General features: G+C 74.7%; 17 protein-coding genes. 5 read left to right on the top strand and 12 right to left on the bottom strand.

Annotated elements, in window-relative coordinates:
- Positions 1-78 precede the first annotated feature (78 nt).
- From ACRYM6_RS16030 to ACRYM6_RS16020, 3 genes are all read right to left on the bottom strand, one after another.
- Entirely contained in the window at positions 79-1764 is a 1686-nt protein-coding gene (locus tag ACRYM6_RS16030) for a ribonuclease J (RefSeq protein WP_432543884.1), read from the bottom strand.
- A 50-nt stretch (positions 1765-1814) separates the two neighbouring features.
- Positions 1815-2741 (bottom strand): 4-hydroxy-tetrahydrodipicolinate synthase, encoded by a 927-nt coding sequence (gene dapA, locus ACRYM6_RS16025; protein ID WP_432543883.1) that lies wholly within the window; start codon positions 2739-2741, stop codon positions 1815-1817.
- A gap of 155 nt (positions 2742-2896) precedes the next feature.
- Positions 2897-3595: an HAD-IA family hydrolase gene (locus ACRYM6_RS16020; RefSeq protein ID WP_432543882.1), complete on the bottom strand. Its 699-nt coding sequence runs from the start codon at positions 3593-3595 to the stop codon at positions 2897-2899.
- A gap of 51 nt (positions 3596-3646) precedes the next feature.
- On the opposite strand from ACRYM6_RS16020, the gene ACRYM6_RS16015 reads away from it, so the two are divergent.
- Positions 3647-5518 (top strand): sugar phosphate isomerase/epimerase and 4-hydroxyphenylpyruvate domain-containing protein, encoded by a 1872-nt coding sequence (locus ACRYM6_RS16015; protein ID WP_432543881.1) that lies wholly within the window; start codon positions 3647-3649, stop codon positions 5516-5518.
- Here the strand turns inward: ACRYM6_RS16015 and ACRYM6_RS16010 are convergent.
- Complete coding sequence (locus tag ACRYM6_RS16010) at positions 5469-6377, bottom strand: NADP-dependent oxidoreductase (RefSeq protein ID WP_432543880.1); 909 nt, start codon at positions 6375-6377, stop codon at positions 5469-5471. The genes ACRYM6_RS16015 and ACRYM6_RS16010 overlap by 50 nt on opposite strands.
- A 102-nt stretch (positions 6378-6479) precedes the next feature.
- On the opposite strand from ACRYM6_RS16010, the gene ACRYM6_RS16005 reads away from it, so the two are divergent.
- The 3 genes from ACRYM6_RS16005 (at position 6480) to ACRYM6_RS15995 (ending at position 9850) form a co-directional block, all read left to right on the top strand.
- On the top strand, positions 6480-6680 hold the full coding sequence (locus ACRYM6_RS16005; RefSeq protein ID WP_432543879.1) for a hypothetical protein: 201 nt from the start codon (positions 6480-6482) through the stop codon (positions 6678-6680).
- Positions 6681-6743: 63 nt separating this feature from the next.
- Positions 6744-7502 carry a beta-phosphoglucomutase family hydrolase gene (locus ACRYM6_RS16000; RefSeq protein WP_432543878.1) on the top strand — a complete coding sequence of 253 codons (759 nt, stop codon included), beginning with the start codon at positions 6744-6746 and terminating at the stop codon, positions 7500-7502.
- Positions 7499-9850 carry a glycoside hydrolase family 65 protein gene (locus tag ACRYM6_RS15995; RefSeq protein ID WP_432543877.1) on the top strand — a complete coding sequence of 784 codons (2352 nt, stop codon included), beginning with the start codon at positions 7499-7501 and terminating at the stop codon, positions 9848-9850. The genes ACRYM6_RS16000 and ACRYM6_RS15995 overlap by 4 nt, the downstream gene beginning before the upstream one ends.
- 207 nt (positions 9851-10057) lie before the next feature.
- On the opposite strand, the gene ACRYM6_RS15990 is transcribed toward ACRYM6_RS15995, so the two are convergent.
- The 6 genes from ACRYM6_RS15990 to ACRYM6_RS15965 all read right to left on the bottom strand — a co-directional run bounded on the left by ACRYM6_RS15990 (position 10058) and on the right by ACRYM6_RS15965 (position 16475).
- On the bottom strand, positions 10058-10498 hold the full coding sequence (locus ACRYM6_RS15990; protein ID WP_432543876.1) for a hypothetical protein: 441 nt from the start codon (positions 10496-10498) through the stop codon (positions 10058-10060).
- Positions 10499-10503: 5 nt separating this feature from the next.
- The gene (gene dapB / locus ACRYM6_RS15985; protein ID WP_432543875.1) at positions 10504-11244 is read right to left on the bottom strand and encodes a 4-hydroxy-tetrahydrodipicolinate reductase; all 741 of its coding nucleotides are present in this window, start codon (positions 11242-11244) and stop codon (positions 10504-10506) included.
- Positions 11241-12614 (bottom strand): M16 family metallopeptidase, encoded by a 1374-nt coding sequence (locus tag ACRYM6_RS15980; RefSeq protein WP_432543874.1) that lies wholly within the window; start codon positions 12612-12614, stop codon positions 11241-11243. The genes dapB and ACRYM6_RS15980 overlap by 4 nt, the downstream gene beginning before the upstream one ends.
- A 1-nt stretch (position 12615) precedes the next feature.
- Positions 12616-14859: a polyribonucleotide nucleotidyltransferase gene (locus ACRYM6_RS15975; RefSeq protein ID WP_432543873.1), complete on the bottom strand. Its 2244-nt coding sequence runs from the start codon at positions 14857-14859 to the stop codon at positions 12616-12618.
- Positions 14860-15099: 240 nt separating this feature from the next.
- Complete coding sequence (gene rpsO / locus ACRYM6_RS15970; protein WP_432513590.1) at positions 15100-15369, bottom strand: 30S ribosomal protein S15; 270 nt, start codon at positions 15367-15369, stop codon at positions 15100-15102.
- Between the two features lie 137 nt (positions 15370-15506).
- Positions 15507-16475 carry a bifunctional riboflavin kinase/FAD synthetase gene (locus ACRYM6_RS15965; protein WP_432543872.1) on the bottom strand — a complete coding sequence of 323 codons (969 nt, stop codon included), beginning with the start codon at positions 16473-16475 and terminating at the stop codon, positions 15507-15509.
- A gap of 61 nt (positions 16476-16536) precedes the next feature.
- Between ACRYM6_RS15965 and pgi the strand changes: the two genes are divergently transcribed.
- Positions 16537-18231, top strand: a complete 1695-nt coding sequence (gene pgi, locus ACRYM6_RS15960) for a glucose-6-phosphate isomerase (protein ID WP_432543871.1) — start codon at positions 16537-16539, stop codon at positions 18229-18231.
- Positions 18232-18274: 43 nt separating this feature from the next.
- Here pgi and ACRYM6_RS15955 read toward each other — a convergent pair whose 3' ends face one another.
- Positions 18275-21190, bottom strand: a complete 2916-nt coding sequence (locus ACRYM6_RS15955; RefSeq protein ID WP_432543870.1) for an aminotransferase — start codon at positions 21188-21190, stop codon at positions 18275-18277.
- 48 nt (positions 21191-21238) lie between these two features.
- The coding region (locus tag ACRYM6_RS15950) for an integrase core domain-containing protein (protein WP_432543931.1) at positions 21239-21353 on the bottom strand (115 nt) is incomplete at its 5' end.

Below are 21353 nucleotides of genomic sequence, written 5' to 3'. Positions count from 1 at the left end.
CGGCCCGCCGGGACGGGCCCGGACGCGGCCGCAGCCGCCCCCGGGGACGGGAGCGGCTGCGGCCGGTGCGGGCGGGGGTCAGGCGGTGACGACGACCGGCACGATCATCGGCCGGCGGCGGTGGGTCTGCGCGACCCACGTCCCGACCGTGCGGCGCACGATCTGCTGCAGCTGGTAGGTGTCCACCGGCCCGGTGGACGCCTCGTTCAGCGCGTTCTCGACCCGCTTGCGCACCCCGGCGAAGCGGTCGTCGCCGTCGCCGATGAACCCGCGGGCGTTGAACTCCGGCCCCGAGACGACCTTCCCGGTCACCGAGTCGACCGCGACGAAGATGGAGATGAACCCCTCCTCGCCGAGGATGCGCCGGTCCTTCAGGTCCGCCTCGGTGATCTCCCCGACGCTGGACCCGTCGACGTAGACGTACCCCACCGGGACCGCCCCGACGATCTTGGCCACCCCGTCGACGAGGTCGACGACCACGCCGTCCTCGGCGATGACGACGCGCTCGCGCGGGACGCCCGTCTTGACGGCGAGCTCGCCGTTGGCCAGCAGGTGCCGGATCTCGCCGTGCACCGGCATGACGTTGCGGGGCTTGAGGATGTTGTAGCAGTAGAGCAGCTCCCCGGCGCTGGCGTGCCCGGAGACGTGGATCTTCGCGCTCTGCTGGTGCACGACCGTCGCCCCGAGGCGGGCCAGGCCGTTGACGACGCGGAACACCGAGTTCTCGTTGCCCGGGATGAGGGAGCTGGCGAGGATCACCGTGTCGCCGGCGTCGATCGAGATGCGGTGGTCCCGGTTGGCCATGCGCGACAGCGCCGCCATCGGCTCGCCCTGCGACCCGGTGCACATGAGGACCACGCGGTCCTCGGGCAGGTCGTCGACCTGCTTGAGGTCGATGAGGATGTTCTTCGGGACCTGCAGGTACCCCAGGTCGGCCGCGATGCCCATGTTGCGGACCATCGAGCGGCCCACCAGGGCCACCTTGCGGCCGTGGGCGTCGGCGGCGTTGAGCACCTGCTGCACGCGGTGCACGTGCGAGGCGAACGAGGCGACGATGATGCGCTTCTCGGCCCGCCCGAACAGCTGCTCCAGCACCGGGCCGATGTCGCGCTCGGGCGCGGTGAAGCCGGGCACCTCGGCGTTGGTGGAGTCGACGCAGAACAGGTCGACGCCCTCGTCACCGAGGCGCGCGAACGCGTTGAGGTCGGTGATGCGGTCGTCCAGCGGCAGCTGGTCCATCTTGAAGTCGCCGGTGTGCAGGACGAGCCCGGCGCTGGTGCGGATCGCGACGGCGAGCGCGTCCGGGATCGAGTGGTTGACGGCGATGAACTCGCACTCGAACGGGCCGAGCTGCTCGGTCTGCCCCTCGCGCACCGCGTGGGTGTACGGCCGGATGCGGTGTTCCTTGAGCTTGGCCTCGATGAGCGCGAGGGTCAGCTGGGACCCCAGGATCGGGATGTCGGACCGCAGCTTCAGCAGGTACGGCACCGCCCCGATGTGGTCCTCGTGCCCGTGGGTCAGGACGAGGGCGACGATGTCGTCGAGCCGGTCGGCGATGGGGCCGAAGTCGGGCAGGATCAGGTCGACGCCGGGCTGGTGGTCCTCGGGGAACAGGACGCCGCAGTCGACGACGAGCAGCTTGCCGTCGTGCTCGAAGACGGTCATGTTGCGCCCGACCTCGCCGAGGCCGCCGAGGCCGTAGACGCGCAGGGCGCCCTTCGGCAGCTTCGGCGGGCTCGTCAGCTCGGGGTGGGGGTGGCTCATGCGGCTCCTCCTGCGGCCTCGGGCGGCCGCGGACCGTGGGACGGGGTTCTTCAGGCGTTCGCGGGGGCCGGCACGAGGCCGGCCAGGGCGAGGTCGGCGCCGATGGCGGCGACCTCCTCGGGGGTGGCCGGCAGCAGCGGCTGCCGGACGGTGCGGGTGGGCAGGACGCCGGTGAGCTCGAGCGCGGCCTTCACCGCGACGGCCCCCTGGGTGCGGCCCATGATCCCGCGGACGGCGGGCAGCAGCTGCGCGTGCAGCGCGCGGGCCGTGCGCAGGTCCCCGGCGTCGACGGCGGCGACGAGCCGCGCGTACTCGCGGCCCGCGACGTGGCTGACGACGGAGACGATGCCGGACCCGCCCAGGCTCAGCAGCGGCAGGTTCAGCGCGTCCTCGCCGCTGTAGTACGCCAGGTCGGTGCGGGCCAGCACCTGGGCGGAGGCGTGCAGGTCGCCCTTGGCGTCCTTGACCGCGACGATCCGGTCGTGCCCGGCGGCCCGCACGAGCGTCTCGGTCTCGATCGGCACCCCGGAGCGGCCGGGGATGTCGTAGAGCATGACCGGCAGGTCCGTCGCGTCCGCGACGGTCGTGAAGTGCGCCAGGAGCGCGGCCTGCGGCGGCTTGTTGTAGTAGGGCGTGACGACGAGCAGCCCGTGGGCACCCGCCTTCTCCGCCGCCCGCGCCAGCTCCACGGTGTGCCGGGTGTCGTTGGTGCCCACCCCGGCCACGACGGTGGCGCGGTCGCCCACGGCCTCCAGGACGGCGCGCAGCACGGCGTCCTTCTCCTCGTCGGACGTCGTCGGGGACTCGCCCGTGGTGCCGCTGACGACGAGGCCGTCGTGGCCGGTGGCGACGAGGTGCTCGGCCAGCGCCGAGGCCGCGGCCAGGTCGAGGGAGCCGTCCGCCGCGAAGGGGGTGACCACCGCGCTGAGCACCGTCCCGAACGGACGGGGGGGAGCTGCGGCGGTGGCGGTCGGCATACCGGGAGGTTACCGCGAGCGCGCGGTGGACCGGCTCACCAGACCCCCGCGGGGCCGCGGGGCCGCCCGGACGTGCGGGGACCCGGTCGCTGCCCGCTCGGGGGTCCGGGCAGCGACCGGGTCCGAGCAGGTCATCGCCGCGACCCCGGGTGGTGTTACACCCCGCCGGTCGGGGCCCCGTCCCCGACCAGCCTCACCCGCAGCCCGTCCGGGCCGGGGGTGATCGCGACCTGCGACAGCAGCGGCACCACGAGGTCGGCCTCCAGCGGCCCCTCGGGGTGCGTGGTGCGCACCGCGAGCGTCGCGCAGCCCGCGGCGCGGCCGGCGGCCAGCCCGGCCGGGGCGTCCTCGACGACGAGGCAGTCGGCGGGGTCGACCCCGAGCCGGGCCGCGCCCAGCAGGAAGCAGTCGGGGGCCGGCTTGCCGGCGTCCACGTCGTCGTAGGTGACGAGCGCGGTCGGCTCGGGCAGGCCCGCGGCGTGCCGGCGCGCGTCGGCCAGCGGGGTCGAGCAGGACGTCACGATGGCCCAGGAGCGGTCCGGCAGCCCCGCCAGCACCTGCGGCACGCCCGGCAGCTGCACGACGCCCTCGACGTCGGTGACCTCCAGCTCCAGGATGCGGGCGGCGGCCTGCGGCACCGTCTCGGCCGCCACCAGGTCGGCCACGATCTCCGGCGCGGGGCGGCCGTGCCCGGCGGCCCGGGCCAGCTGCTCGCCGGTGACGCCGTGCTCGACCGCCCACGTCGTCCAGCACCGGGCGATGGCCGCGGTGGAGTCGACGAGGGTGCCGTCCATGTCGAACAGGACGGCGGCGAAGGCGCGGTCCAGCACGGGGTGGGAGGGGTGGGCGCTCACGGGCGCACCCTACGCGGGACCCCGGCGGGGTCCGCGTGCCAAGGTGGGCGGGTGCGGACCTCGATCGCGACCGTCAGCCTCGCCGGGACCCTCGCCGAGAAGCTGCGGGCCGCGGCGGCCGCGGGGTTCGACGCCGTCGAGGTGTTCGAGCCCGACCTCGTGACCTCCCCGCTGCGCCCCGCGCAGGTCCGCGCGCTGGCCGACGACCTCGGGGTGCGGGTCGCGCTGTTCCAGCCGTTCCGCGACCCCGACGACACCGACCCGGCCGCCGTGGCCCGCACCCGGGAGCGGTTGCGCCGCAAGCTGCCCGTGGTCCGCGCCCTCGGCTGCGACCTCGTGCTGGTCTGCTCCTCGGTGCACGCCGGCGCGGTGCGCGACGACGACGAGCTCGCCGGGCAGCTGGCGGCGCTGGCCGACCTCGCCGCCGCCGAGGGCGTCCGGCTGGCGTACGAGGCCCTCGCGTGGGGGGCGCACGTCGCCGACTACCGGCACGGGGCGCGCGTCGTCGCCCTGGCCGGCCACCCCGCGCTGGGGACGTGCGTGGACTCCTTCCACGTCCTGTCCCGCGGGGACGACCCCGACGACGTCGCCGGGCTCGACAAGCTGTTCTTCTACCAGGTCGCCGACGCCCCGCTGCTGGGGATGGACGTGCTGCCCTGGTCGCGGCACCACCGCCTGTTCCCCGGCCAGGGCGGTTTCGACCTCGCCCGCTTCCACCGGGCGGTGCTGGCGAGCGGGTACGACGGCCCGGTCTCGCTGGAGGTGTTCAACGACCTGTACCGCCAGAGCGACCCGGGCCGCACGGCCGTCGACGCGCTGCGCTCGCTGCGCCACCTCGCCGACCGGGCCGAGCCGGGCACGCTGCTGGCGGCCCCGGCCCCGGCCGGCTGGGCGTTCGTGGAGGTGGCCGCCTCCCCCGAGGGCGCACCCGCGGTCGGTGCGCTGCTGGGGGCGCTGGGGCTGGCGCGCACCGGCACGCACCGGCGCGGCGACGTCGACCTGTGGACCGGCGGCGGCGTGAACGTCGTGGTGAACCGCCGCTCGGCCGACGAGCGGGCGCGGGTGTCGTCCCTGGGGTTGCGGGTGAGCCACCCGCACGCCCTGGCCGACCGGGCGCGGGAACTGCTCGCACCCCTGGTGCACCGGCCGGTCGGGCCCGGGGAGGCGGAGATCCCCTCCCTGGTGGCGCCCGACGGGACGTGGGTGCAGTTCTGCGGCACGGCACCGGACTGGACGGACGACTTCACCTCCACCCGCGAGGACACCGGGGCGGGCACCGGGGCGGGCACCGGGGCGGGGTCGGCGCTGACGGGCGTGGACCACGTCGCGCTGCCGCAGCCGTTCGCGGGCTTCGACTCCGCCGGGTTGTTCCTCACGGCCGTCCTGGGGCTGCGGGCCGGGGAGGTCGTGGAGGTCCCCGCCCCCGAGGGGCTGGTGCGCTCGCGCGCGCACACCTCCCCCGACGCCGCCCCCGAGGCCACGGTGCGCATCGCGCTGAGCGTGGGCCCGACGTCGGCGACGCTGCGCGGGCGGCCGGTGGCGGCCGGGCACGTCGCGTTCTCCACCGCGGACCTGTTCGCCGTCGTCCGCGGGTTCACCGCCGCCGGCGGGGAGGCGCTGCAGGTGCCCGACAACTACTACGACGACCTCGACGCCCGGTTCGGCCTGGACGCCGCGTTCCTGGCCGACCTGCGCCGGCACGGCGTCCTGTACGACCGCGACGGCACCGGCGGGGAGCTGCTGCAGTTCTTCACCCGGGCGGTCAGCCGGGAGTTCTTCGTGGAGGTGGTCGAGCGGCGCGGCGGGTACGCCGGGTACGGCGCCGCGAACACCCCGGTGCGGCTGGCGGCGCAGCGCGGGGTCCCGGCGGGGGTCAGGGCAGCAGGACGATCCGGCCCTGCCGGTGCGGCCGCTCGGCGGTGACGAAGGCCTCCACGACGTCGCTCAGCGCGAACGACCCCGCGATCGGCACGTGCAGCCGGTCCGTCGCGACGAGGTCGACGAGCTCGGCGAGGACCTCGCCGCGGCGGGGGGCGGGGTCGCCGAACTCCAGGTCGGCCTCCAGCGGGAGCGTCGCCACGCACCGGTCCTCGGCGACCCCGAGGGCCTCGGCGAGGTGCCCGACGTCGGCGCCGGTCGTGTCGACGAGGACGTCGACCGCGCCGGCCGCGGCGTGCACGGCCCGGGCCAGGCTGCCCGCGTCGCCGCAGGCCACGGGCACGGCCCCGTGCGCGTGCAGCCACTCGTGGTGGACGGGGTCGGCGGCCCCCACGACCGTCGCCCCGCACAGCCGGGCCAGCTGGACGACCAGCGTCCCCGCGTCGGAGGCGGCGCCCACGACGAGGACCACGTCGCCGTCGCGGACCCTCGTGGTCTCCACGCACGTCCACGCCGTCACCCCGGCCACGTACAGCGCCCCGGCCACCTCCCAGGACACGGCGGCGGGCTTGGCGACCAGCGAGCGCTCGGGCACCACGACGACGTCGGCGTGCCCGCCGTGGTCCGGGCTCCAGCCGAGCACCTCGTCGCCGACGGCGAACCGGCCGGCCCCCTCGCCGGCGGCGGTGACGACGCCGGCGAACTCCGAGCCGGTCGCGGCCGGGAAGGCCATCGGGTAGAGCTGCGCGAGCGCCCCCTCGCGGGCGGCGGACTCCCCCGCGGTCACCCCCGCGGCGCGCACCGTGACGGCGACCTCCCCGGGACCGGGGTGCCGGGCGGGGACCTCGACGACCCGCAGGACGTCCGGGCCACCCCACCGCTCGAAGCGCACGACTCTGCTCACGCGGGCAGCCTGTCCCGAACGGCAGCCGGGAGCAAGCCGCCCGGCCGCTCGTGGACCGGGTCTCGTCGGGCACGAGGTCCCCGGCGGGGCGAGGCTGGGTCCATGAGCGAGACGAACCCGCAGGACAGCGGTCCCGAGACCGGCACCGACCCCGACGGCGACCCCGGCCAGCTGAACCCGCGCGACCTGCGCGGCACCCCCACCGGCGACGACGTCGCGCAGGACGGGACGGACGACGGGGCCCGGGACGAGGACGGCGACCCGCGCAACCTCAACCCCCGGGACGCCGACCCCGGAGCCTGAGCCGCTCCCGGGGGCCGGGTCGCCCGACCTGCGGGTCCGGGGCCCGGCTCCTAGGGTCGGAGCGTGCTGGGACTGCCTGACGACGTGACCGCGCTCCTGTTCGACCTCGACGGCGTGCTGACGGACACCGCCGCCGTCCACGACAAGGCCTGGACGAGCGCCTTCGACTCCTACCTGCGCGACCACGCCGAGCGGACCGGCACGCCCTTCCGCCCGTTCGACCCCGACGGGGACTACCGGACCTTCGTCGACGGCAAACCCCGCGCCGACGGCGTGCGCGACTTCCTGGCCTCGCGCGGCATCGCGCTGCCGGAGGGTTCGCCCGACGACCCCGGCGACCAGGCCTACGAGGACACCACCGTCGCGGGCCTGGGCAACCGCAAGAACGCCGACCTGCTGCGGCGCATCGACTCCGAGGGCGTCGAGGTGTACGAGGGGTCGCGCCGGTACCTGCGGGCCGCCCGCGACGCGGGGCTGCGGCGGGCAGTGGTCTCCTCCAGCGCGAACACCCGCCAGGTGCTGGAGGTGACCGGGCTGGCCGAGTTCGTCGAGGCCCGCGTCGACGGGGTGACGTTGCGCCAGGAGGGGCTGCGGGGCAAACCCGCTCCCGACAGCTTCCTGGCCGGGGCCCGCGCGCTCGGCGTCGACCCCACGCACGCGGCCGTGTTCGAGGACGCGCTGGCCGGGGTGGCGGCCGGGCGCGCCGGGGGTTTCCGCGCCGTCGTCGGGGTGGACCGCGTCGGGCAGGCCGACGCGCTGCGCGAGAACGGGGCGACGGTCGTGGTGACCGACCTGGCGCAGCTGCTGGAGGGGCAGGGGTGATCGCCCAGGACGCCTTCCCGGTCGAGCCGTGGCACGTGCGCGAGACCCGCGTGGACCTGCGGCTGCTGGGGTCGGCCGAGTCGGTGTTCGCGCTGTCCAACGGGCACATCGGTTTCCGCGGGAACCTCGACGAGGGCGAACCGCACGGGCTGCCCGGCACCTACCTGAACTCGTTCTACGAGGAACGCCCGCTGCCGTACGCCGAGGCCGGGTACGGCTACCCGGAGGTCGGCCAGACGGTCGTCAACGTCACCGACGGCAAGATCGTGCGGTTGTTCGTCGACGACGAGCCGTTCGACGTCCGCTACGGCGAGCTCGTCGCCCACGAGCGGGTGCTGGACCTGCGGGCCGGAACCCTGGTCCGCACGGCCGAGTGGGTCTCCCCGGCGGGCAAGCGGGTCCGGGTCCGCTCCACCCGGCTCGTCTCGTTCGTGCAGCGGGCGTGCGCGGCGGTCGAGTACGTCGTGCAGGCCGTCGACGAGGGGGTGCGCGTGACCCTGCAGTCGGAACTGGTCGCGAACGAGGTGCTGCCGGGGACGTCCGGGGACCCGCGGGTCGCGGCGGTGCTGGAGGCCCCGCTGGTCTCGGTGGAGCACGACAGCGGCCGGGCCGGCGCCACGCTGGTGCACCGCACCCGGGTCAGCGGGCTGCAGATGGCCGCCGGCATGGAGAACCACGTCGAGGCCCCCGGTCGCGTCGACGTGGAGACGCACGACGCGCAGGACTGGGCCCGCACCACGGTGGTGTGCGTGCTGGAGCCGGGCGAGGAGGTGCGGCTGACGAAGTTCCTCGCCTACGGCTGGTCGGCGCTGCGGTCCCAGCCGGCGCTGCGCGACCAGGTCGCCGGGGCGCTGTCGGGGGCCCGGTTCACCGGGTTCGCCGGGATGCTCGCCGAGCAGCGCGAGTACCTGGAGGAGTTCTGGGACGCCGCCGACGTGCAGGTGGAGGGCGACGCGGAGATCCAGCAGGCCGTCCGCTTCGCGCTGTTCCACGTCCTGCAGGCCGGGGCGCGCGCCGAGCAGCGGGGCATCCCGGCCAAGGGGCTCACCGGCCCCGGCTACGACGGTCACACCTTCTGGGACACCGAGGCGTACGTGCTGCCGGTCCTGACGTACACGGCGCCGCGGGCCGCGGCGGACGCGCTGCGCTGGCGGGCCCGCACGATCGACGCCGCCCGCCAGCGCGCGGCCGAGCTGGGGCTGGCGGGGGCGGCGTTCCCGTGGCGGACGATCCGGGGCCGGGAGTCCAGCGGGTACTGGCCGGCGGGCACGGCGGCCTTCCACGTCAACGCCGACATCGCCGCGGCCGTCGAGCGGTACCGGGTCGCGACGGGCAGCGACGCGCTGGAGACCGACGGGGGGTTGCTCGTCCTCGTCGAGACCGCCCGGTTGTGGATGTCCCTGGGCCACCACGACGACGAGGGCCGCTGGCACGTCGCCGGCGTCACCGGGCCCGACGAGTACACGGCCGTCGTCGTCGACAACCTCTTCACGAACCTGGCGGCGGCGCAGAACCTGCACGCCGCGGCGGGGGCGTGCTCGCGGCACCCGGACCTGGCGCGGTCGCTGGGGGTGGACCTGGAGGAGCGGGCCGCCTGGCGCGACGCCGCGGACGCCGTCGCGGTCCCCTACGACGAGAAGCTGCGCGTGCACCAGCAGTGCGAGGGGTTCACCCGCCGGCCCGAGTGGGACTTCGAGGCGCACCGGGAGTACCCGCTGCTGCTGCACTCGCCGTACTTCGACCTGTACCGGCGCCAGGTCGTGAAGCAGGCCGACCTGCAGATGGCGCTGTTCTGGTTCCCCGACGCGTTCACCGCCGAGGACAAGGCCCGCGCCGTGGACTACTACGAGCGGCGCACGGTGCGCGACTCGTCGTTGTCCGCTGCGGTGCAGGCGATCACGGCCGCCGAGGTGGGCCACCTGGAACTGGCCCACGACTACCTGTACGAGGCCGCCGGCGTGGACCTGCGCGACCTGCACCACAACACCGGCGACGGCCTGCACATGGCCTCCCTCGCCGGGACGTGGCTGGCGCTGGTGAACGGCCTGGGCGGGATGCGGGACAACGGCGGGGTGCTGCGGTTCGACCCGCACCTGCCCGAGGGGTTGTCGCGGCTGCGGTTCACGATCCACTGGCGCGAGGCGAAGCTGTGCGTCGACGTCACCCGGGACGACGTCACGTACACCGTGCGCGACCACGGCAGCGAGGTCGTCCTGCGGCACGCCGGGGAGGAGGTCACGGTCCGGTCCGGGTCCCCGGTGACCCGGCCCCTGACGCCGGTGCACCCGCTGCTGCCGCCGCCGCAGCAGCCCCCCGGCCGCGCGCCCGTGCAGCGCGAACGCCGCTGACCCCCGGCCGGGCGCGTCAGCGCATCGGGTCAGGGGCGGTGCAGGGCCGCGACCACCGCGGCTTACCCCTCGCCCCCGGCCGCCCGCAGGGTGGTCGCCCAGCGCCACCGGCCCTCGACGTGGTCGTCCCCGGCCGTCACCGGCGACCCGCCGGAGGTGCCCCGCAGCACCCGGGCCTCGGGCGCCCGGGCTGCTGACGCGGGACGGTCAGCGCGCGCGGTGCAGCTTCACGGCGTGCCGGGCGGCGGCGCGGCCCCGGCGGCGGTCGCCGGAGGCGTCGTAGGCCATCGCCAGCCGGTACCAGGCGCCGGCGTCCTGCGGGCTGCGCTCCACCTCGCCCTTGGCCCGTTCCCAGGCGACCGCGCCGGCGGCCCGGTCGATGCGGCCGGCGGCGGTCCGCTCCAGGTCGTCGACCGGCAGCTCGCCGCGCTCGGCCAGCTCGCGCCCCAGCTTCTCCGTCGCCACCCCGAACAGCAGCTCGCGCACGACGGCCCACAGCCCGACCAGCGGCAGCAGGAACAGGGCGATCCCGAGCAGGACCCCGGCCCAGGTGCCCGTGCGGGCCAGCTGCACCCCGAGGTTGCCGAGGAACACGAAGTAGAACAGCAGCGCGGCGACGCTGACGGCGACGACGACCTTGGTCCGCACGCCCCTCACCCCAGGTCGAGGTAGTGCTCGAGGCCCACCGTGACGCCCGGGCGGGCGGCCACCTGACGGATCCCCACCAGCAGCCCCGGCATGTAGGCGGAGCGGTCGTAGGTATCGTCGCGCAGGGTGAGGGTCTCCCCCGGCCCGCCCAGGACGACCTCCTGGTGGGCCGTCATGCCCCGCATCCGGACGGCGTGCACGTGCACGCCGTCGACGACGGCCCCGCGGGCCCCGGGCAGCTCGGTCGTCGTCGCGTCGGGCGAGGGCCCCAGCCCCGCCTCGGCGCGGGCGCGCGCGATGAGCTGGGCGGTGCGGATCGCCGAGCCGCTGGGCGCGTCGACCTTGCCGGGGTGGTGCAGCTCGACGACCTCGACGGACTCGAAGAACCGGGCGGCCTTGGCGGCGAGCTGCATGACGAGCACCGCGCCGATCCCGAAGTTCGTCGCGATGAGCACGTTGCGGCCGGCGGCCGCGGCCCACGCCTCGACCTGCGCGACCCGCTCGGGGGTGAACCCGGTGGTGCCGGTGACGACGTGCATCCCCTGCGCCAGTGCGCGTTCGACGTTGCCCATGACCTGGTCGGGGACCGTGAGGTCGACCAGGACGTCCGAGCCGGCGGCCGCGGCCGGGTCGTCGCCGCGCCCGAGCGCGGCGACGAGCTCGAGGTCGGCCGCCGCCTCGATCGCGGCGACGGCCTCGCTCCCCATCCGCCCGCGCGCCCCGGCCACCGAGACCCGCACGGTCACTGCACGACCCCGGTGAAGGCGCTGTCGTCGGCGAAGGGCCCCACGACCGTCACCGAGCGCGGCCGCGCCAGCAGGTCCGCGGCCAGCGCCTGCACCTGCTCGGCGGTGACCGAGCGGATGCGGGCCAGGACGGTGTCGACGTCGAGGAACTGCCCGTGGGTGAGCTCGGACTTGCCGAGGCGGTTCATCCGCGACCCGGAGTCCTCCAGGCCCAGCACCAGGCCGCCGGTCAGCTGCCCGACCCCGCGCGCCAGCTCCTCGGCCTCCAGCGGCGCCTCGCCCAGCTTCACCAGCTCGGCCAGCATCAGGTCGGTGACCTGCGCCGCCTTGGCCGGCGAGCAGCCCGCGTACAGGCCGACGTAGCCGGAGTCGGCGTAGTTGGCGTTGAACGAGTACACCGAGTACGCCAGGCCCCGCTTCTCGCGGACCTCCTGGAACAGCCGCGAGCTCATGCCGCCGCCGAGGACGGCGTTGAGCACCGACAGCGTGAAGCGGCGCGGGTCGGTGGCGGTGATGCCGGTCATCCCGAGCAGGACGTGCGCCTGCTCGGTCTGCCGGTCCACGACGAGCGCGCGGCCCTTCTCCAGCCCGCCGGCGACCTGACCGCTGACCCGGCGCGGGCGCGGGGCGGCCTGCCCCAGGTCGCCCGCGGCGCGGTCCAGCTCGCGCTGCACGGTGGCGACGACCTCGTCGTGGTCGAGGCCGCCGGCCGCGGTGAACACCAGCGTGGAGGGCTGGTAGTGCTCGCGGTAGTGCGCCCACACGTCGTCGCGGCCGACGGCGCGGATCGTGTCCGGGGTGCCGCCGATGGGCCGGGCCAGCGGGTGCTCGCCCAGGACGAGCTCGGCGAAGCGCTCGTGCGCGACGTCGCCGGGGTCGTCGTCGTTCATCGCCAGCTCCTCGAGGATGACCTCGCGCTCGCTGGTGAAGTCGTCGTCGTCCAGGACGGCCGAGGTCACCATGTCGGTGACGACGTCGATGGCCATCGGCAGGTCGCTGTCGAGCACCCGCGCGTAGTACGTCGTGTGCTCCTTGCCGGTGGCGGCGTTCGCCTCGCCCCCGACGGCGTCGAACGCGGAGGCGATGTCCATCGCGTCGCGGCGCTCGGTGCCCTTGAACAGCAGGTGCTCGAGGAAGTGGGTGGAGCCGAAGTGGCCGCTGGTCTCGTCGCGCGAGCCGACGCCGACCCAGCACCCGATGCTGGCCGAGCGCTGACCGGGCATCGCCTCGGTGAGGACCCGCGCACCGCACGGCAGGACGGTGCGCTTGACCAGCGCGCCGTCGGCGTCGGACAGGACGGTGGTAGCGGGAACCCCGCCGGCCGCCTCGGTGGGCAGCTCGACGGGGTTCCCGGGGAGGTTGGACGTCACGTCAGGCGTCGGCCTGCTCCGCCGCGGGGGCGTCGCCCTCGGCGGGCTCCTCCGCGACCACGGGGACCAGGGACAGCTTGCCGCGCGGGTCGATCTCGGCGATCTCGACCTGGACCTTCTGCCCGATCGAGACGACGTCCTCGACGTTGTCGACGCGCTTGCCGCCGGAGAGCTTGCGCAGCTGCGAGATGTGCAGCAGGCCGTCCTTGCCCGGCATGAGCGAGACGAACGCGCCGAAGGTCGTCGTCTTCACGACGGTGCCGAGGTAGCGCTCGCCGACCTCGGGCATCGTCGGGTTGGCGATGGCGTTGACCGCTGCACGGGCCGCCTCCGCCGAGGGGCCGTCGACGGCCCCGATGAACACCGTGCCGTCGTCCTCGATGGAGATGTCGGCGCCGGTGTCCTCCTGGATTTGGTTGATCATCTTGCCCTTGGGCCCGATGACCTCGCCGATCTTGTCCACGGGGACCTTGACGGTGATGATCCGCGGCGCGGTCGGCGACATCTCGTCCGGGGTGTCGATGGCCTCGGCCATGACGTCCAGGATGTGCAGGCGCGCGTCGCGGGCCTGGGTCAGCGCACCGGCGAGCACCGAGGCGGGGATCCCGTCGAGCTTGGTGTCGAGCTGGATCGCGGTGACGAACTCCTTGGTCCCGGCGACCTTGAAGTCCATGTCGCCGAAGGCGTCCTCGGCCCCGAGGATGTCGGTCAGCGCCGCGTAGCGGGTCTCACCCTCGACGGTGTCGGAGATGAGGCCCATGGCGATGCCGGCGACGGGGGCGCGCAGCGGGACACCGGCGTTGAGCAGCGACAGCGTCGAGGCGCAGACCGAGCCCATCGAGGTGGAGCCGTTGGAGCCCAGCGCCTCGGAGACCTGGCGGATCGCGTAGGGGAACTCCTCGCGGGCCGGCAGGACCGGGACGATGGCGCGCTCGGCGAGGGCGCCGTGGCCGATCTCGCGGCGCTTGGGCGAGCCCACGCGGCCGGTCTCACCGGTCGAGTACGGCGGGAAGTTGTAGTTGTGCATGTAGCGCTTGCGCGTCACCGGCGACAGCGTGTCCAGCTGCTGCTCCATGCGGAGCATGTTCAGCGTGGTGACGCCCAGGATCTGGGTCTCGCCGCGCTCGAACAGCGCCGAGCCGTGCACGCGGGGCAGGACCTCGACCTCGGCGGACAGGGTCCGGATGTCGGCCAGGCCGCGGCCGTCGATGCGGACGCCGTCCTTGAGGACGCGCTGGCGGATCAGCGACTTCTGCACCGAGCGGTAGGCGGCGGAGACCTCCTTCTCGCGGCCGGCGAAGGCCTCCGCGAGCTCGCCCTTGACGCGCTCCTTGATCTCGTCGATCCGGGTCTCGCGCTCCTGCTTGCCCGCGATGACCAGCGCGGCGGCCAGCTCGGTCGCCGAGGCGTCGAAGACGGCCTGGTAGGTGTCGTCGGCGTAGTCGGGGAACAGCGGGAACTCGGCGGTGGGCTTGGCGGCCTGCGCGGCGACCTCGGCCTGGGCCTTGACCAGCTTCGCGATGTGCGGCTTGGCGGCCTCCAGGCCCTCGGCCACGACCTCCTCGGTGGGGGCGGTGGCGCCCTGCTCCTTGATGAGCGTCCAGGAGCCCTCGGTGGCCTCGGCCTCGACCATCATGATCGCGACGTCCTCGGAGCCGTCCGCGGCGGTCACGACGCGGCCGGCGACGACCATGTCGAAGACGGCGCGCTCGATCTCGGAGTAGCGCGGGAAGGCGACCCACTGGCCGTCGATGAGCGCGATGCGGACACCGCCGACCGGGCCGGAGAACGGCAGGCCGGACAGCTGGGTCGACATCGACGCGGCGTTGATGGCCACGACGTCGTAGGCGTCGTCGGGGTGGATCGCCATGACGGAGACGACGACCTGGACCTCGTTGCGCAGGCCCTTGACGAAGCTCGGGCGCAGCGGGCGGTCGATCAGGCGGCAGGCCAGGATCGCCTCGGTGGAGGGGCGGCCCTCGCGGCGGAAGAACGAGCCGGGGATCTTGCCCGCGGCGTACGAGCGCTCCTCGACGTCGATCGTCAAGGGGAAGAAGTCGAACTGGTCCTTCGGGGACTTCCCGGCGGTCGTGGCGCTCAGCAGGAACGTCTCGCCGTCGAGGTAGACGCTCGCGGAACCGGCGGCCTGCTTGGCGAGGCGGCCGGTCTCGAAGCGGACGGTGCGGGTGCCGAACGAGCCGTTGTCGAGGACGGCTTCGGCGGCGGTGATCTCAGGACCCTCCAAGGGGTTCCTCCTCGGGTTGCGGTGCGGTGCGCGACACCAGCGCGTCCCCGGCCTTCGATCGAGGCCCACGGGCCCCGGGGGGTCTCCCCCCGGGTCCGGAAGCCACTACCGAGGACCGGCGCGACGCTGCGCGGTGTCGCAGCTCGTCAGGATGAGTCTGCCGCGAGTGCGGCCGGGATGCGCAGCAGGGGTGGCCCCGTGTGTCGGGACCACCCCTGCTGCCGAGGCCCCTGACCTAGGTCAGCGGCGGATGCCGAGACGCTCGATGATCGAGCGGTAGCGGTTGATGTCCTTCTTGGCCATGTACTTCAGCAGGTTGCGGCGCTGGCCGACGAGCAGCAGCAGGCCACGACGGCTGTGGTGGTCGTGCTGGTGCTGCTTGAGGTGCTCGGTGAGGTCGCGGATGCGCTGGGTCAGCATCGCGACCTGGACCTCGGGCGAGCCGGTGTCGCCCTCGCTGGTGGCGTACTCGGCCATGATCTGCTTCTTCACTGCGGCGTCGAGGGGCACTCGTCTCTCCTTGCACTCGTTGCGCGGTGCCTCGGGGCTGATCCACCCGGGCGCTCTGGGTCCGCGGCCGATCGAACGGCGGGGTCAAGCCTATCAGCGGTCCCCCGACGCCCCGACCACCGCGCGTCAGGGCCGCGTCAGGACTGCGACGGGCCGAGCAGGAGCTCGCGGCAGGTCGCGACGTCGCGCTCCATCTGCGCCACCAGCGCCGGGACCCCCTCGAAGCGCAGCGTGGGCCGCAGGTGCGCCACCAGCTCGAGGTCGACGCGCTCGCCGTACAGGTCCAGCCCCGGCCCCACGCCCGGCTGCCCGGGCAGGCAGTAGGCCTCCAGCTGGCGGCGCTCGCCGTCGAACGTGGGGTTGGTGCCGATGGAGACGGCCGCGGCCAGCCGCTGCCCCGAGGCGCGGGTGAGCCAGCCGGCGTAGACGCCGTCGGCGGGCACCAGGCCCTGCGCGGTCGCGGTGTCCAGGTTGGCCGTGGGGTACCCCAGCTCCCGGCCGCGGTGGTCGCCGTGCACGACCGTGGAGGTGATGCGGTGCGGGTGCCCCAGCACCTGCGCGGCCCGCTCCACCTCGCCCTCGGCCAGCGCCCGGCGCACCGCCGTGGAGCTCCAGCGCTGCGGGGCGCCCCGGTCCCCGAGGTCGGTGAGCACCTCGACCTCGAAGCCCCACCGGGCCCCCAGCTCCCGCATGGTCGTCAGGTCCCCGGCGTTGCCCCGCCCGAACCGCACGTCGTGCCCGACGACGACGACCTGCGCGCGCAGCGCGGTGACGAACACGTCGCGCACGAACCGCTCCGGGCTCCACCCGGCCAGCTCCCGGGTGAACGGCATCACCAGCACCGCGTCCAGGCCGGTGCCGGCCAGCAGGTCCAGGCGGTGCTCCAGGCCGGTGATCAGCCCCGGCGCGCGGTCGGGGTCCAGGACCTGCAGGGGGTGGGGGTCGAAGGTGACCGCGACGCTGGACAGGCCGCGGGAGCGGGCCAGGCCGACCACCGTCCCCAGGACGGCCGCGTGCCCGCGGTGGACGCCGTCGAAGTTGCCGATGGTGACCACCGACGGGCCGAACCCGGCTTCGACGTCTGACAGGTCTTCCCACCGCTGCACGCAGACACTGTGCCAGCAGCCGGTGGCGCGCCCCGAACGCGGGCTGACTACCGTTCGATCCATGAGCACAGGACCCGTCGATCCCACCACCACCCCCGCGTGGGCGTCGCTGGACGCGCACCGGGCCGCCACCACGCCCGACCTGGCCGCCTGGTTCGCCGCCGACCCCGGGCGCGCGGGCGAGCTGAGCTTCCCGGTCGCCGACCTGTTCGTGGACCTGTCCAAGAACCTGGTCACGCCCGAGACGGTCTCGCTGCTGCTGGAACTGGCCGAGCAGACCGGCGTCCTGGCCCGCCGCGACGCGATGTTCGCCGGTGAGCACATCAACGTCACCGAGGACCGCGCGGTCCTGCACACCGCGCTGCGCCGCCCGGCCGGCGCCTCCCCCGCGCTCGTGGTCGACGGCCAGGACGTCGACGCCGACGTGCAGGCGGAGCTGGCGAAGGTGTTCGCGTTCGCCGACGCCGTCCGCAGCGGCGAGTGGACGGGCGTCACCGGCGAGCGGATCACGCACGTCGTGAACATCGGCATCGGCGGGTCGGACCTGGGTCCGGTCATGGCCTACGAGGCGCTCAAGCCGTTCGCGCAGGACGGGCTGGAGCTGCGGTTCATCTCCAACATCGACCCCACCGACGTCGCCGAGACGACCAAGGACCTCGACCCGCGCACGACGCTGTTCATCGTGGCGTCCAAGACGTTCGGGACGCTGGAGACGCTGACCAACGCGCGGCTGTCCCGGGCGTGGCTGTGGCGCGGGCTGTCCGAGGCCGGGGTCCTGGCCGACGACGACGAGGCCCGCAGGGACGCCGTCGCCAAGCACTTCGTCGCCGTCTCCACGGCGCTGGACAAGGTCGCCGCGTTCGGCATCGACCCGGCGAACGCCTTCGGGTTCTGGGACTGGGTGGGCGGCCGGTACTCGGTCGACTCCGCCATCGGCACCTCGCTGGCCGTCGCGATCGGCCCGGACGCGTTCCGCGAGTTCCTCGCCGGTTTCCACGCCGTCGACGAGCACTTCCGCACGACCGAGCCGGCGCGCAACGTCCCGCTGCTCATGGGGCTGCTCAACGTCTGGTACGTCAACTTCCTCGACGCGCACACCCACGCGGTCCTGCCGTACTCGCAGTACCTGCACCGGTTCGCGGCGTACCTGCAGCAGCTGACCATGGAGTCGAACGGCAAGTCGGTGCGCTACGACGGCGAGCCGGTCACCACCGACACCGGTGAGGTGTTCTGGGGCGAGCCCGGCACGAACGGCCAGCACGCCTTCTACCAGCTGATCCACCAGGGCACCCGGGTCATCCCGGCGGACTTCATCGCCTTCGCCACCCCGGCCCACCCCCTGGTCGACGACGCGGCGGGCGGGGCCGACGTGCACGCCCTGTTCATGGCGAACTTCTTCGCCCAGACCAAGGCGCTGGCCTTCGGCAAGTCCGCCGAGGAGGTCCGGGCCGAGGGCACGGCCGAGGAGGTCGTCTCGGCCCGGGTGTTCTCCGGGAACCGGCCGACCACGTCGATCCTGGCGCCCTCCCTGACCCCGTCGGTGCTCGGTCAGCTCATCGCCCTCTACGAGCACGTCACGTTCGTCGAGGGGTCGGTCTGGGGCATCGACAGCTTCGACCAGTGGGGTGTGGAACTGGGCAAGAAGCTGGCGCTGGAGATCGCGCCGGCCCTCACCGGCGACACCGGCGCCCTGGAGGCGCAGGACCCCTCGACGGCCTCGCTCATCCGGTACTACCTGGCGAACCGCGCGAACTGAGCCGGCCCCGGGCCGGGGGTGCTGGTCCCCCGGCCCGGTGCGCTCACCAGCCCTCGTGCAGGACGCGCTCGAGCGCGTCGGCGAAGAAGTCCGCGGACTCCCGCGCCAGGCACAGCGGCGGTTTCACCTTCAGGACGTTCTGGTGGTCGCCCGTGGGCTGCATGACGACCCCCAGTCCCAGCAGCCGGTCGCAGATCGCGGCGGTCTCCTCCGTCGCCGGTTCCAGGGTGGCCCGGTCGCGGACGAACTCCACGCCCAGGTACAGCCCGTCGCCGTGCACGGCTCCGACGAGGTCGTGGCGGCCGGCGATCTCCCGCAGCCGCGCCCGCAGGTGGTCGCCGACGGCGACGGCGTTCTCCTGCAGGCGTTCGTCCGCGATGACGTCCAGGACCGTCGACCCGACGACGCTGGACAGCGGGCTGCCCCCGGTGGAGGAGAAGAAGTACCCCTGGGTGCGGTACCGGTCGGCGACGGCCCGGCTCGTGACGACGGCCCCCACGGGGAACCCGTTGCCCACCGACTTGGCGACGGCCACCACGTCCGGCACGACGCCCTGCTGCTCGAACCCCCAGAACCACCGGCCCAGCCGGCCGTACCCGACCTGCACCTCGTCGGCGACGGCGAGCCCGCCGGCCTCGCGCACCGCGGCGTAGACGGCCTCCAGGTACCCCGGCGGCAGCGCGACCCCACCGGCGTTGCCGAAGTACGTCTCGGCGACGAACCCGGCCAGGTCGACGCGGGAGGCCAGCTCGCGGATCGCGGCGACGGCCTCGGGGGCGTACCGGTGCGCCTGCGGGCCGCGGTGCCGGCCGCGGTAGGGGTTCGCGGCGTCCACCGCGTGCACCCAGTCCGGCCGGGTGCCGAGCGCGGCGGGGTTGTCGGCGATCGAGGTCGACACGGCGTCGCTGGCGAAGGTCCACCCGTGGTACGCCTCGCGCATGGCCACGACGTGCCGGCGCCCCGTCGCGGCCATCGCGATGCGCAGCGCCAGGTCCACGGCCTCGGACCCGGAGTTGACGAGGAACACCGTGTCGAGCTCGTCCGGCAGGGTCCCGGCGATCTTCTCGGCGAACTCGGCGACGGCCGCGTAGTGGAACCGGGAGTTCGTGTTCAGCAGCCGCAGCTGCCGGTGCGCGGCCTCGGCCACCCGCGGGTGGGCGTGCCCGATCGAGGTGACGTTGTTGACCATGTCCAGGTACACCCGCCCGTTGACGTCGGCGAGGTGCTCGCGCCAGCCGCGCTCGATCTGCGGGGGGTCGGCGTAGTAGTGCTCCTGGACCCCCGCCAGGACCCGCTCGCGCCGGTGCAGCACCTCGGCGGCGGGGACGGCCACCGCCGGGGGCAGCCCGAGCAGCGGGGCGGGGTCGTGGACCTGCGCGAGCCAGCCGGGGGCGTGCGCGGCCCGCACCCGGGCCGGGACGTCGAGGGCGGCGTCGCGCAGGACCTGCACGTGCACGGCGCGGTGGGCCGGGACGGCGGCGAACCCCTGCCCGGTCCGCACCGGCCCCGGCCCGGTGGCCGCCGCGGCCCCCGACAGGCGCAGGACCGCCTCCCCGCCCACGAGCTCGACCCCACCGTCCCCGGCGCGGACGTGCCCGGCGAAGGGGGCGAGCGCGGTGAACCCGCGGGCCGCCCACAGGGTGGTGCCGGTGGGGACGGTGGCGGGCGGTTCGGCGCTCAGCGCGGGTGAGCCGGTCAGGACGGGCGCCGCGTGCGGCAGGGCGACGACGTCGGCCGCGCCCAGCCGGCGCAGCGCCTCGCGCTCCAGCGTCCCCGCGTCCGTCCAGGCGCCGAGGTCGTTGACCTCCGAGCGGGTGCCGGCGTCCAGCACGTCGACCGTCGTGCCCGGCGGCAGCAGCGGCGCGGCCGGCGGGGGCGCCGCGGGGCGCGAGCGGCCCAGGGCGTGCCGGACGAGGGCGGTCACCACCGGGATGGGCAGCTCGGTGGCCACCTCCAGGATGCGCCGCTCGCGGTCCAGGCCGTCCTGGGCGTAGGCGTTGCCCGGGTCCAGGACGGCCTGGTCGCGGCCGCTGAGGACCAGCACCGCCCCGCGCAGGACCACCAGCGGCCACAGCGCCTCGACCTCGTCGTCGGTGAGGGACCGCGCGGCGTCGAAGGCGCGGACGGCGGGCAGCGTGCTGCTCGCGTCGGCGCCGGCGTGGTGCAGGACGGAGGAGATCGTCACGGCCAGCTCCCCCACCCGCCAGGAGCGCAGGACGTCGCCGAAGTCGACGACGCCGTCCGGCAGGCGCCCCCCGGGCGGGACGACGACGTTGTCGTCGGTGAGGTCGAAGTGCCCCAGCTGCGCGGGCAGCCGCGCCGCCAGGGGTTCGAGGACCGCGAGCGCCGCGGTCGCGGCGGTCACGACGCGCTCGCGCACCGCGGTGTCCGGTTCGCGCGGGGCCAGCAGCTCCACGACCCGCCGGGCGTGCTGCAGGTCCCACTGCAGGACCCGCTCCTGGGCGGGGTGCTCGACGTGCTCCAGGGCGCGGCTGACCGCGGCGGCCAGGACCCCGAGCCGTTCGACGACGGCCGGGGCCAGGTAGCCGGAGCCGTTCAGGGTCCGGCCGTGGACGACGGTGAGCAGCCGGGCGTGCAGCCGGCCGCGGGAGGTGTCGAACCAGCCCCGCAGGTCGCGGCCGTCGCGGTGCAGGACGTGGGCGACGCGCAGGTCGGGCAGCTCCCGGGCCAGCAGCGCGGCGACGTGGTCCTGCAGGTCGACCTCGGCGGCGCTGAAGGCGGGGTTGCTGAGCTTGAGCACGGCCACGGGCTCGTCGTCGGCGACGGCGTGCGCCATGAGGTTCTGGTCCTGCTGGCTGCCGAGGGAGCGCAGGCGGACGTCGAGGCCGAACTCGCGGGCGACGAGCCCGGTGAGCTCGTCGGCGGGCACGTCGGGGGCGGGCAGCGCGGGCTGGGCGAAGAAGTCGAACAGGGGTGCCCCGTCGGCGGGGTTCGGCACGTCAGCTCCGATCGTCGGCGTGACGCGGAGCCTAGGTGTACTCGGCCATCACGTTGGTGACAGGCGGCTGAGCGGAGGAAGGCCACCGAGTGCGCTGTGACGCCGTTGAGTGTTGTAGTGCTCCAGCCACGGAGCAAGCGCGGCGGCGCGTTCGGCATTGCTG

This window comes from Kineococcus rugosus (genome assembly GCF_050871975.1).
GTDB lineage: Bacteria > Actinomycetota > Actinomycetes > Actinomycetales > Kineococcaceae > Kineococcus.
The sequence above is the reverse complement of the archived record's forward strand: the minus strand, read 5'-3'. Positions and strand labels throughout refer to the sequence as shown.